The following is a 12,977-nucleotide window of genomic DNA, read 5'->3' on the forward strand; positions in this document are numbered from 1 at the left end:
TGTCAATGAGAATTGTTCGCACCCATAATGAGCGGCGCATCCGCCTATTCGCTGTTGGTCTGCAGCAGCGAGATATCCGCAACCCGGAGGAATAGCTGCCGCAGCTGTTCAAGCAATGCCAGGCGGTTGGCCCTGAGCGATTCATCCTCCGCCATCACCATGACGTCATTGAAGAACATATCCACAACCTCACGCAGTTGTGCCAGACTTTGCAGGCCGGCGTCATAGTCACCTTGCGCGAAAAGCGGTGCCACCTTCTCCTGCTGTGTCTGAACCGCTTCGAACAGCGCTTGTTCGGCATTTTCGTGGAAGTATTCCGGTTTGACCTGATCGGACTGGGTGCCGCCCTGCTTCTCCAGAATGTTTGATACCCGTTTGTTGGCGGAAGCCAGCGCTTGCGCTTGAGGAAGCGCGATAAAGTTATTCACTGCCATTACCCGGCGGTTGAAATCCAGCGGCTGAGTGGGTCGGCGCGCCTGAACCGACAGGAACACCTCTGCCGCGACGCCCTGGTCTTCGAAACTGGCGCGGAACCGCTCAAGGACGTAGTCGACCACTGGGTTGATGGGGTCAGCGACTGTGAGGCTGTTGAATTCGCTCGCCGCCCATCCGGCTAACTCCTCCAAATCGAGCTTAAGCTCGCGCTCCACCAGAATGCGGATCACGCCCAGAGCTGCCCGACGCAGTGCATACGGGTCGCGCGTGCCGCTGGGCGGCTGGTTGACGCCGAACAGGCCCACAAGTGAATCGAGCCGATCCGCCAGTGCAACACAGGCGCCGATGTCGGATGCTGGAATGCGGTCGCCGGCAAAGCCCGGCAGATACTGCTCACTGAGTGCCCGAGCTACCGCATCGTGCTCACCGTTATGGCGGGCATAGTATTCGCCCATCACACCCTGAAGGTCATCAAATTCCTGAACCATCTCGGTCAGCAGGTCAGTCTTGCTCAGCGTACCCGCACGGCGGGCCTCCTCCGTATCAGCACCAATAGCGCCGGCGATGCGTCCGGCCAGGGAGGCGATTCGCAAGGTCTTATCGTGCAGACTGCCCAGATCCTGCTGGAACACAATCGGCTTGAGGTCATTGACCCGGTTAATGAGCGGTGTCTTGCGATCCGTGTCATAGAAAAAGGCTGCATCCGCCAGGCGTGGCCGTATGACCTTTTCGTTACCGGCAATTACTGCAGATGGATCCCGGCTTTCGATATTCGCCACCGTGATGAAGCACGGCAGCATTGTGTTGTTACCGTCTACAACGTGGAAGTATTTCTGGTGTTCCTCCATGGAGGAGACAAGCGCCTCTGGCGGTACTTCAAGGAAGCGCTCCTCGAACCGCCCCAGCAGGGGCACCGGCCATTCACACAGGGCAGTAACCTCGTCCAGCAGGCCGGGATTGATCACCGCCCGCCCCCGGGCCTGCTCGTCCGCGACACGGGTAACCCCGTTACGGATCTGCTCACGTCGGGCGGTGAAATCCGGTTCGACCCAGCCGTTCTGGCGCAGTACCAGTTCATAATCAGCGGGTGTGGAAATGATGAGTTCGCCCGGATGATGGAAGCGGTGTCCACGGGTCGCGTGACCGGCCTCGCAGCCAAGGAGGGTACAGGGTACCTCCTTGCTGCCGTACAGCATGATCAGCCAGTGCACTGGCCGCACAAATTCCTCGCGGCGGGCACCCCAGCGCATGCGTTTGGGGATGGGCAGGCCGTTGAGCGACTGTTCCACCATGCCGGGAAGAAGCTCGGCGGTGGGACGGCCCTTTTCCACGCCACGGTAGACGAGCCAGGCGCCCTTCTCGGTTTCCATGGTATCCAGCTCGTCCGGCTGGATGCCCAGGTTGCGGGCAAAGCCCTCCAGGGCACGGGTGGGGTTGCCCTGACCGTCAAAGGCGGCCTTCACGGCCGGGCCCTTTTTCTCAAAAGGCGTGTCCGGCTGGGCATCCGCGAGCTTATTCACTCGGACAGCCAGTCGCCGTGGTGTGGCGAAGGTCTCGATCTCGCCATGTTCAATGCCCGCGTCCGCAAGCCTACTGCGCAGGCCTTCTCCGAAGGATTCCGATAGCTTCTTCAAAGCCTTCGGCGGTAATTCTTCCGTGCCGACTTCAACCAGGAAATCCGGTGTGGCCATGATCATGCCTCCTTCTGAGTGTCGTCGGCGAGCAGTTCGCGCCGTATGGCTTCGTCCGCCATGGGGAAGCCGAGATCTCGGCGCCGGTCGTAGTAGGCCCGCGCCACGGCCCGGGCAAGAGTGCGTACCCTCAGGATGTAGCGTTGGCGCTCCGTGACGGAGATCGCATGCCGGGCGTCCAGCATATTGAACGTATGGGAGGCCTTAAGCACCTGCTCGTAGGCCGGTAGGGGCAGGCCAGCGTCCACCAGGCGCTGCGCCTCACGCTCATGCACGCTAAAGGCATGGAACATGAACTCGACGTCCGCCTGCTCGAAGTTGTAGGTCGACTGTTCCACCTCGTTCTGGTGGTAAACATCGCCATAGGTAACCTCGCCGGCCGGCGTTCGTGTCCAGACCAGGTCATAGACGCTGTCCACTTCCTGCAGGTACATGGCGATGCGTTCCAGGCCATAGGTGATCTCGCCGGTTACCGGGTAGCATTCGATGCCGCCCACCTGTTGGAAATAGGTGAACTGGGAAATCTCCATGCCGTTGAGCCAGACTTCCCAGCCCAAGCCCCAGGCGCCGAGAGTTGGCGACTCCCAGTTATCCTCCACGAATCGGATGTCGTGAACCAGCGGGTCCAGCCCGAGCACCCGCAACGAGTCCAGGTACTGCTCCTGAATGTCGTCCGGGGAGGGTTTGAGAACCACCTGGAACTGATAGTAATGCTGCAGCCGGTTGGGGTTCTCCCCGTAGCGCCCGTCCGTGGGTCGGCGACTGGGCTGGACATAGGCGGCATGCCAGTTTTCCGGCCCGATACTGCGCAAAAAGGTGGCGGGATGGAAGGTCCCCGCGCCCACTTCCATATCGAGCGGTTGCTGGATAATGCAGCCGCGTTCGGCCCAGAATTGCTGAAAGGCCAGGATCAGCCCCTGGAAGGTTGTTACATCGGGTTGTGCCTGTTCGCTCACGGCGTCCACCTGCTGGGATTGAGGTGATAGGTTTCTCGTTGTACCAAAGGCGCGTATTATACGCTGCGCCTCCGGTGCTTAGGAAAGCCCCCGGCCTGGGAGTCGTTCAAATTTCCATGACAAGTCTGCGTATCAGAAGCCTGCGCGTCCTGCTCTGGCTCATTGGCCATCTGCCGCTGGCGCTCGCCCAACGGCTGGGTTGTATTATCGGCTTTTGCCTATGGGCTGCGCGCGATCGTACCCGCAAAGTAACCGAACGCAGCCTCGCCCTGGCCTATCCACAGATGTCACATGCCGATCGCCGCACACTGGTCCGCGATAGTCTGCGCGAGACCGGCAAACTCATCGCCGAGATCCCCATTATGTGGGAAAGCCCAGTCCCGCGCTGTCTCGACCTGATCCGTGAATTCCAGGGTCAGCATCTTCTAAATGAAGCACGTACAGAGGGGCGGGGTGTCGTGCTGATCGTGCCACACCTGGGGAACTGGGAGTTGCTGGGCCTGTATTACTCCACACAGTTTTCCATGGCTGCGCTCTATAGCCCCCCCAAGCTGGCAGAAATGGAAAGCTACATGTCGCAGGTCCGCGGTCGCGGAGGCTCTGAGCTGGTCCGCGCGGATCGCAAAGGCGTATTACGGTTGGTGAGCATTCTTCGTGAGGGCGGCGTGGTGGGGATTCTGCCCGATCAGGTGCCGGATGCCAGCGGCGGTACCTATGCGCCTTTTTTCGGGATCGATGTGTTGAGCATGAAGCTGGTTTCGCGCCTTGTGCACAAGACGGGCGCCCGTGCTGTGGTCACCTACTGTGAGCGCTTGCCGGACGCCCGGGGCTTCCGTCTAGTGGCGGACCAAGTGGATCAGGCGCTCTACGAGCCCGATACGGATACCTCGGTGGCGGCCCTTAACGCAACAGTGGAATCTGTCGTTCGCCGTGTTCCGGCGCAGTATCAGTGGGAGTACAAGCGGTTCCGCAAGCGTCCCCCGGGTGAACCCAATCCCTACAGAGATCTATAACGGAGTGTTTGATTGCGATCCTACGCGGATAATGACTACCCGGCTGACTATCGACCCGACTGGCGGGTGATCGCTAGCCTCTGGCCCTACCTGAAGGAATTCCGTGGCCGGGTGGCCATTGCCGCCGCGTGCCTGATCGTCGCCAAACTGGCAACGGTGGCAACACCCGTGGCTCTCAAATACATTGTCGATTATCTGGATACTGAGGGGAGTGGCGGCATTGCCCTTTGGATCCCGGTTCTGCTGGTGGTTGCATACGGACTCCTGCGGTTCAGTGGCACTCTGTTCAACGAGATCCGGGATGCGGTCTTTGCCCGGGTCGCGGAGCGCGCCATGCGCAGGGTATCACTCCAGGTCTTCCGTCATCTGCACCGACTGGAGCTGGGCTTCCACCTTGATCGGCGTACTGGTGGCTTGGCCCGGGATATTGAGCGTGGCACCAACGGCATAAGCTTCCTTCTGCGTTTCACCCTGTTCAACATCATCCCTACCATTCTGGAGCTTGTGCTGGTCTGCGGTATCCTGCTGGTCGCCTTTGACCCGGGCTACATGCTGACCGTGCTGGTTGCTGTGGTGATCTACGTGATGTTTTCCATCCGGGTTACCGAATGGCGAACCCGTTACGTGCGTGAAGCCAATGCCAAGGACAACGAATCCAACAGCCGTGCCGTGGATAGCCTTCTCAATTACGAGACGGTCAAGTATTTCAGTAACGAGGAATTTGAGGCCGAGCGTTACGACGGCAACCTGGCCGAGTGGGAACAGGCCCGCCTCAATAATCGGCTGTCCCTGGCGACTCTGAACGCCGGGCAGGCACTGATCATCGGACTCGGGCTGACTGCCATCATGATCATGGCCGTTACTGATGTCGCAGCGGGAGAGATCAGCCTGGGTGATTTCACCATGATCAACGCTTACCTGCTTCAGCTTTTCATCCCGCTGAACGCACTCGGTTTTGTCTATCGTGAGATACGGCAGGCGTTGGTGAATGTGGAACGCCTGTTCGGTCTGCTTGAAACCCCGCCGACGGTGGTGGATGCGCCGGATGCCCAGGCACTGACGGTGACCGGAGGCCGCATTGATTTTCGCAACGTGGACTTTGGTTACCGTCCTGACCAGCCTATTCTCAGTGATGTGTCATTTGAAGTTCCGCCCGGTGCCCGGGTAGCCGTGGTTGGTGCCAGCGGTGCCGGTAAGTCAACGCTGGCACGGTTGCTGTTCCGGTTTTTTGATGTGAATGAGGGCAGTATCAGCATTGATGGCCAGGCGATCCGTGAGATTACCCAGCAGAGCCTACGCCAGGCGATTGGTGTGGTGCCTCAGGATACGGTCATGTTCAATGATACTCTGCGGCGCAATATTCTCTATGGCAAGCCGGATGCTGGCGAGCAGGAGCTGCAGCGCGCGCTTCAAATGGCGCATCTGGCGGACTTTGTAGCGACCTTGCCTGACGGCCTTGAAACCCGTGTTGGAGAGCGGGGCCTGAAGCTTTCCGGTGGTGAGAAGCAGCGCGTGGCTATCGCCCGGGTCATCCTCAAGGATCCGCCCATAATGGTTCTGGATGAAGCAACATCGTCGCTGGATTCCGTGGCGGAACAGCATATTCTGGCCGCATTGAATGAAGTTACAAGTAACCGCACCACGCTTGCCATTGCCCACCGCCTGTCAACGGTGAGTGATGCTGATGCCATTCTTGTGATGGACGGTGGGCGCATTGTTGAGCGCGGTACCCACGATCAGCTGCTGGCTCGGGAGGGACGTTATGCCAGTCTCTGGCGCCGACAGGTGGAGACCAGCAACCTACCCGGCTGATTCTGACGGTGTGACTGGAGGGTCAGTTGCGAGTGGCATGGAATGTTGCAAGCGAGATTAGCTCCATGCTGCCATCATCGGTTTCACGAGCGATGACGGTCTTGTTACGACCACGCGCTTTGGCCCCATAGAGTGCGTCGTCCACGCTGCGGATCAACCACTCGTAGTTTCGTTGCCGGTCGGGTTTACAGCAGGCCATACCTACTGAAACGGTCAGCGGGATAGCGCGTCCCTCCCATTCAAACTCGAGTGAAGCTACAGCTTTGCGGATACGTTCGCCAATCACTGTGGCGCCTTCTGATTCCGTTATGGGCAGAAGGATCACGAACTCCTCTCCCCCATAGCGTGCGACCGTGTCCGCGACCCGACCGACGGTCTGCTGGCAGATCCCTGCAATCCGGCGCAGCGCCTCGTCGCCGCACAGGTGACCGTGCTCGTCGTTTACTGCTTTGAAGTGATCAATATCCAGCATCAGTAGGGATAGAGCCTGTTTTTCGCGACAACTGCGTCGCCATTCGCGCTCCAGCGCTTGGTCGAAGTAGGGGCGATTCTTGAGCTGCGTGAGGCCATCCAGCTCGCTGAGCTGCTTGAGCTGGTCGTAAGCCTGGCGAAGTTCTTCGGTGCGCTCCTCCACCCGTGCTTCCAGCTGGAGATTCGCATCACGCTGGGTCTCGAGGGCTTGCGCCTGGGCCTGTTGGCGTCGCTCGCGTTCCTGGTTGATCCGCCAGGCTAGAGCAAAGGATAGCAGCAGCGCCTGGATGATCGCCCCGATCTGGGTCCCGTGATCCACCAGTATAGTGGTCGGAATTACTCCAGCCTTGCTGACGGTATACGCGATATTGGCGAACAGGAAGATGCCCCACGCAATGACGTAAAAGCGGGCCAGCACCTCACCCAGCCACCAAAGGTAGCAGGCCCCGATCAGCGCCAGAAGGGCCCCGCTGCTGACTACCACCAGCAACAGGCCGATAGCACTGTGATAAGGCACCACAAGACTGATCGCGGCCAGGCCGAATCCGGACCAACCAATGATGCGGAATACGAGCGACCACAGGTAACTGTGACGTGGTGCGTTGAGGAACTGGTGTGTGAAAAAGCCCACGGCGGCAAGGCTCAGCGAGAGCAGCAGTGTTACGCTGACGGCATTGAACCAGGGGGCGCCGGGCCATAGATACTGGAAACCGAACCCCCGCAGTGCCGCCTGCGAGAGCACGAAGGCCAGAAGATAGAGCACATACCAGAGATAGGCGCTATCCCGGACCGCAAAGTAGAGCAGCAGGTTGTAGATGGCCAGTGCGCCCATGATGCCGAAAAACATCATGTGCAGTGCGGAGGATGCCTGGGCATTCTGCAGGAAGGCATCCGGCTGCCACAGGCGGACCGGTGCCTGCAGGGCACCTTCGGTCTGCAATCGGACAAGCAACAGATAGCGCGAGTCCGCCTCCATGCTCAAGCGGGCAACGAAGTCGTGGTGAGATACGGGGCGGGTGTCGAACGCAACCGTATCACCGGTACGGACATGCGTGACCCTCTCGCCTGTACTGGCACGGATCAGGTGAATCTGGACATCGTCCAGCGGTGGATAGGCAATCTGCAGGTAACGATCTGCTTCGGCGGGCGTTTCGAGCCATACCCCCATCCAGACCGGCGCACTTTCCAGTCCCAGATTGAGTATTTTTTCTTCCGTGTTCTGCCAGTCCGGAGCAGCGGGCTCGATGAACAACGATTGCGCGCTCAGTTTGCTGTCTGGATCCATTACCCACCGCATATGGCGGTTGAGATCCCGTTCCGGCTTTTCGCTGACTTTAACGACCTCCAGGGCACTGGCGTGGCTGGTGACCCCCGCCAGGAGCACGAAGACGACCAGCATTAGGCGGGCACCGGAAAATCGTTTCATGTTTCGCAGTCTAGTCGAACCTTGCCGGTTGTCATACCGGCGGGTTAGCGTCGCCAGAATTCGGGCGTGAACAGCACCAGCAGCGTGAAAATTTCCAGGCGTCCCAGGATCATCGCTGCCATGCCGCTCCACTTAGTGAGATCCGGCATGGTCTGGAAGGTGCTCGAGACCTCGCCGAGCCCCGGACCCAGGTTGGTCAGGGTGGCTACAACGGCGGTCCACGCGGTTACCTGATCCAGGCCCACCGCGAGGTTGATCATCAGTAGTACAACGAACACCACCATATACATGGAGAAGAAGCCCCAGACTGCCTGGAGGATGCGGTCGGAAACCGGGCGGTTACCAAGTTTGATGGGAATAACCGCATTGGGGTGAAGGATCCGGCGGATTTCCCGTGCACCCTGACGATAGATCAACAGGATCCGCATGGCTTTCATTCCGCCGGTCGTTGAGCTTCCGGAGCCCCCCATGAAGGCCATGAGAATCAGCATGACCGGAAGGATTCCGGGCCAGGATGCGAAATCCCCCGTTCCAAACCCGGCCGTTGTCGCAACGGAGAGTACCTGGAAAAGACCTTTGGAAATGCTGCTGAGGGGGACATAGACGTCATTGATCAAAAGCAGAACGATCGTAATGACGCAGCCCCCGGCCATTACGCCTGCATAGAAGCGGAATTCAGGGTCTCTGATGTACTGACCGGGCCCCTTTTGATTCCACGCCATGAAATGCAGAGCGAAATTGATGCCACTCAGGAACAGGAAAAGAGAGCCGATCAGTTCAATGGTTGAGCTGTCGAAATAGGCGAAACTGGCATCATGGGTGGAGAAACCACCTGTGGCGATGGTCGCAAAGCTGTGACCGATCGCATCAAAAAGCGTCATTCCAGCCGCCCAGTAGGACAGGGCGCAGGCAATAGTCAGTATCACGTAGATATAGGAAAGCGCTTTTGCGGTTTCCGCAATGCGTGGTGTGAGCTTACTGTCCTTGACTGGTCCGGGGACCTCAGCTCGATACAGCTGCATGCCCCCGATACCGAGCATGGGCAGCATGGCAACTGCCAGAACGATGATGCCGATGCCGCCCAGCCATTGAAGCTGTTGCCGATACCAGAGAATGGACTTGGGAAGGTCATCGAGACCGGTCAACACAGTGGCACCAGTCGTTGTCAGCCCGGAAACCGACTCAAACAGGGCATCCACGAAAACCATGCTGGGTTCGGAGCTGAAGAAAAACGGAACGGCGCCTGACAGGCTGAGAACAATCCAGAATAGCGATGTGATCAGAAAGCCATCACGCACCCTCAGTTCCATATTGTTCCGACGATTAGGCCACCAGATCAGGGCTCCGGAGAAAAGCACAACCGCAAACCCTTCCAGAAATGCGAGAGACTGCCCGTCCTGATAGATCAGCGATACCAGAATCGGTGGCAGCAGCGTCAGGCTGAAGAGCATCATCAGCAGGCCGAGGATTCTGGCAATGACTCCGTAACGCATGGCGTGCCCTTCTAGAAGAACGTGAGTCCGACCTGGAAGAGCTTCTCCACTTCCCGGATCCGTGTCTTGTCCACCAAGAAGAGGATGACGTGATCGTCCGGCTGGACCCGGACGTGATCATGGGCGATCAGCACCTCGTTGTTGCGCACGATGGCGCCGATGGTGGTTCCTTCCGGCAGCGGGATTTCGTCCAGCCTCTGACCCACGACCTTGGAGGAGCGCTGGTCGCCGTGGGCGATGGCTTCAATGGCCTCGGCCGCGCCCCGGCGTAGTGAATGCACATTGACCACATCGCCCTTGCGCACGTGCGTGAGCAGGCTGCCAATGGTGGTCTGCTGAGGTGAAATGGCCACATCAATTTCGCCGCCCTGGATCAGATCCACGTAGTCCGGGTTGTTGATCAGCGTCATGACCTTGCGCACGCCCAGGCGTTTGGCCAGCATCGAGGCCATGATGTTGGCTTCGTCGTCGTCGGTGACGGCGCAGAACACGTCCGTGTCCTCGATGTTTTCCTGCAGCAGCAGATCCTTGTTGGCGGCATCCCCCTGCAGGACGATGGTGTTGTCCAGGTTCTCGGAAAGCTCGATGCAGCGGTCCTGGCTGCGCTCGATGATCCGCACGCGGAAACGGTCTTCAAGCGTGCGCGCCAGGCGGTGGCCGATGTTGCCACCGCCGGTGATCATGATGCGTTTATAGGGTTTCTCCAAGGGCTGGAGTTCGCTCATTACCGAACGGATATGGTCGCTGGCGGCGATGAAGAAGACTTCATCGCCCTCCTCGATCACGGTGTCACCCTGGGGGATGATGGGGCGATCGTGTCGGAATATGGCCGCCACTCGGGTATCGATGCGGGGCATGTGCGCGCGCAGATAGGACAGCTCATGCCCCACCAGCGGTCCACCCTCGGTGGCGCGGATCGCGACCAGCCGAGCCAGCCCTCGTGAGAAGTCCAGTACCTGAAGGGTACCGGGGTATTCGATCAGGCGCGTGATGTGCTCAGTGACCACCTGCTCCGGGCTGATCAACACATCAATGGGGAAGCCTTCCTTTTTATTGCGGTCGAACAGCTCTGGACGTGCCAGGTAGGCACCAGTGCGAACCCGGCTGATCTTGGTTGGCGTGCGGAAGCAGGTCCAGGCCACCTGACAGGCGACCATATTGACCTCGTCGCTGTTGGTGGTTGCGATCAGCATGTCCGCATCCGGGGCGCCGGCCTGCTCCAACACCCGGGGGTAAGAGCCGCGCCCCAGAACGGACTGGATGTCGAGCCGGTCCTGGAGTTCACGCAGCCGACCCGGGTTGTTGTCCACCACGGTGATGTCGTTGGCTTCGCTGGCCAGGTTGTCGGCAAGGGTTCCCCCCACCTGCCCGGCTCCAAGGATGATGATCTTCATGGGTGACTACTGACTCCCTCGCCGGATCCGTCAGGCCCAGTGGGCCGGGTTCTTCTCCAGGCAGGCATAGAAAAAGCCATCCTGATCCCGCTCCCCCGTGATTAACTGGCGACCGTAACCGGTCTCGATGCCCCAGTCCAGCGTTATGGGGACCAGCTGGGCATCCATGTGGCCATTGATAAAGCGCTGTATGATACGCGTATTTTCCTGCTGAAGCACAGAGCATGTGGCGTAGACCAACCGCCCGCCGGTGGCGAGAGTATGCCAGCAGGCCTCGAGCAGGCGCAGCTGGGTATCCGCCAGATCGCGGATGTCCGTCTCGCGGCGCAGGAGCTTGATGTCAGGATGGCGGCGGATGACGCCGGTGCCGCTGCAGGGGGCATCGAGCAGTATCCGGTCGAAGGCGGCGCCGTCCCACCATGCGCCCGGGTCGCCTGCATCCGCTGCCACCAGCCGGGCGTTGGCGTCGATGCGCTCAAGGTTCTCCGTGATCCTGCCCAGCCGTTCACGGTCCGAATCCAGTGCTACAACTTCCGCCAGGGCGGGCTGGTTTTCCAGAATGGCGCCGGTCTTGCCACCCGGCGCGGCGCAGGCATCCAGAACCCGTTGGCCCGGTGCCAGTTCAAGCAATTCCGTGCACAGCTGGGCGGCCTCGTCCTGAACGCTGAAGTGACCCTGGTTGAAACCGGGAATGCGATCCACGGGGCAGGCCTCATCCAGCTGAATGGCATGCGCCGCAAGCTGGCCCGGATGAGCGGTCAGGCCCGCGTCGGCAAGTGCTGCGAGCGCTGAGGTTTGATCATGATGGCCGGGATTAAAGCGCAGGCTCATGGGCGGTTTGCGGTTGTTGGCTTCCAGTATCGTCTGCCACTGCTCCGGCCAGTTGGCGCTGAGCTTGGCCATCAGCCATTGCGGGTGACTGTGGCGCATGGCCTCGGAGCCGGGTTCTGGTTCGCCGTCACGCAGGCTTTTGCGCAGTATGCCATTGATCAGCCCGGTGAGTTGATGTGACCCCAGCTCCCTGGCGGTTTCGACGCTCTGGTGGATGGCCGCGTGAGGAGCGATACGAGTGTGGCGCAGCTGATAAAGACCGAGGATGAGCAGGGATTCGAGCAACCCCTGACGTTTGGGCAAAGGCTTGTGCAGCCGCTGCTGCAGCTCCGCATTGAGCCGATGCCACCAGCGGCAGCTGCCGAAGCACCAGTCCTGGAGCCGCCCGCGTTCTTCCGCCGGGAGGCCCTCAAGCGCGGGCGGCAGAAGCTGGCCGAGCGACTGCCCTTGGTGTACTACTTGATGGATAATGCGGGTAGCGGTGGCACGCAGCGATCCCCCTGTAACGCCGCTCATTGTCCGAGTCTCTGGCCGGGCAGCAGCACAGGCCGGCCGCCATTGATGAGATCCCGGACAGACTGGGGCCGGCCGCCGGGGAGCTGAACCCGGGTGATACGGATGACACCCTCACCGCACTGAACCAGAGCGCCTGCGGGCTCGCGTGCCAGTACGGTTCCGGGCTTGGAATCGGTCACATCGGTGTTCACCGCTTCCGCAGAGAGCACACGGATGGCGTCATCATCCATCGTGGAATGGGCCATCGGCCAGGGATTGAAGGCACGGATGCGCCGCGCCAGCGACTGCGCCGTGCTCTGCCAATCAATGCGGCCATCGCTGCGTTCGAGCTTGCGGGCGTAGGTGGCTCTGTGATCATCCTGCGGCTCAGGGGCCAGGCTGCCGTGAGCGAGTTCGTGCAAAGCCCCGGTAATCGCTTTGCCGCCCGATTCAGCCAACCGGTCGTGCAGGCTGCCACCGGTTTCGTCATCCATAATCGGGATCCGGTGGCGGCTGACAACATCCCCGGTGTCCAACCCGGCGTCCATCTGCATGATGCTGATGCCGGTCTCGCTGTCACCGGCTGCAATGGCCCACTGGATTGGCGCAGCGCCACGCCAGCGGGGCAGCAGTGAGGCGTGTACGTTCAGGCAGCCATGATCTGGAATATCAAGTACGGGCTGTGGCAGGATCAGCCCGTAAGCGGCGATGACCATCACATCCGGGGCGATGTCGCGCAGAGTTGCCTGGGCCTCGTCATTACGCAGACTCTCTGGCTGTTCTATCCGGAGCCCATGGTCATGGGCAAGCTGGGAGACAGGGCCTCGACGCGCCTTGCGGCCCCGGCCGGCGGGGCGGTCCGGCTGGGTGTAGACGGCCATGATGTCGTGCCCCGCCTCAATCAGGGCGCTGAGACTGGTCGCTGCAAAATCCGGGGTGCCTGCGAAAACGATCCGCACT

Annotated in this window: 9 protein-coding genes; 2 read left to right on the forward strand and 7 right to left on the reverse strand. The window is 60.2% G+C overall.

The window, feature by feature from the left end:
- Nucleotides 1-44 precede the first annotated feature (44 nt).
- Both glyS and glyQ read right to left on the reverse strand, forming a co-directional pair.
- A complete protein-coding gene (gene glyS, locus AAF659_RS07770) occupies nt 45-2,126 on the reverse strand; it encodes a glycine--tRNA ligase subunit beta (RefSeq protein ID WP_349751159.1) in 2,082 nt (693 codons plus the stop codon).
- A gap of 2 nt (nt 2,127-2,128) precedes the next feature.
- Nucleotides 2,129-3,082, reverse strand: coding sequence for a glycine--tRNA ligase subunit alpha (gene glyQ, locus AAF659_RS07775; protein ID WP_349751160.1), 954 nt, complete (start codon nt 3,080-3,082; stop codon nt 2,129-2,131).
- A gap of 116 nt (nt 3,083-3,198) precedes the next feature.
- On the opposite strand from glyQ, the gene AAF659_RS07780 reads away from it, so the two are divergent.
- Both AAF659_RS07780 and AAF659_RS07785 read left to right on the forward strand, forming a co-directional pair.
- Nucleotides 3,199-4,095: a lysophospholipid acyltransferase family protein gene (locus tag AAF659_RS07780; protein ID WP_349751161.1), complete on the forward strand. Its 897-nt coding sequence runs from the start codon at nt 3,199-3,201 to the stop codon at nt 4,093-4,095.
- Between the two features lie 12 nt (nt 4,096-4,107).
- The gene (locus AAF659_RS07785) at nt 4,108-5,907 is read left to right on the forward strand and encodes an ABCB family ABC transporter ATP-binding protein/permease (RefSeq protein WP_349751162.1); all 1,800 of its coding nucleotides are present in this window, start codon (nt 4,108-4,110) and stop codon (nt 5,905-5,907) included.
- A gap of 22 nt (nt 5,908-5,929) precedes the next feature.
- Here the strand turns inward: AAF659_RS07785 and AAF659_RS07790 are convergent, their stop codons facing one another.
- Genes AAF659_RS07790 through fmt form a run of 5 tightly spaced genes read right to left on the reverse strand, consistent with a single transcriptional unit; the run spans nt 5,930 to nt 12,976 of the window.
- A complete protein-coding gene (locus AAF659_RS07790) occupies nt 5,930-7,804 on the reverse strand; it encodes a sensor domain-containing diguanylate cyclase (RefSeq protein ID WP_349751163.1) in 1,875 nt (624 codons plus the stop codon).
- A 44-nt stretch (nt 7,805-7,848) separates the two neighbouring features.
- Nucleotides 7,849-9,297, reverse strand: coding sequence for a TrkH family potassium uptake protein (locus AAF659_RS07795; protein WP_349751164.1), 1,449 nt, complete (start codon nt 9,295-9,297; stop codon nt 7,849-7,851).
- Between the two features lie 11 nt (nt 9,298-9,308).
- The gene (trkA, locus tag AAF659_RS07800; RefSeq protein WP_349751165.1) at nt 9,309-10,691 is read right to left on the reverse strand and encodes a Trk system potassium transporter TrkA; all 1,383 of its coding nucleotides are present in this window, start codon (nt 10,689-10,691) and stop codon (nt 9,309-9,311) included.
- A gap of 30 nt (nt 10,692-10,721) precedes the next feature.
- Entirely contained in the window at nt 10,722-12,038 is a 1,317-nt protein-coding gene (rsmB, locus tag AAF659_RS07805) for a 16S rRNA (cytosine(967)-C(5))-methyltransferase RsmB (RefSeq protein ID WP_349751166.1), read from the reverse strand.
- Nucleotides 12,035-12,976 carry a methionyl-tRNA formyltransferase gene (gene fmt / locus AAF659_RS07810; protein WP_349751167.1) on the reverse strand — a complete coding sequence of 314 codons (942 nt, stop codon included), beginning with the start codon at nt 12,974-12,976 and terminating at the stop codon, nt 12,035-12,037. The genes rsmB and fmt overlap by 4 nt, the downstream gene beginning before the upstream one ends.
- Nucleotide 12,977: the final 1 nt, after the last annotated feature.

The sequence above is a fragment of the Salicola sp. Rm-C-2C1-2 genome, from assembly GCF_040196175.1.
Taxonomy (GTDB): Bacteria; Pseudomonadota; Gammaproteobacteria; order Pseudomonadales; family Oleiphilaceae; genus Halospina.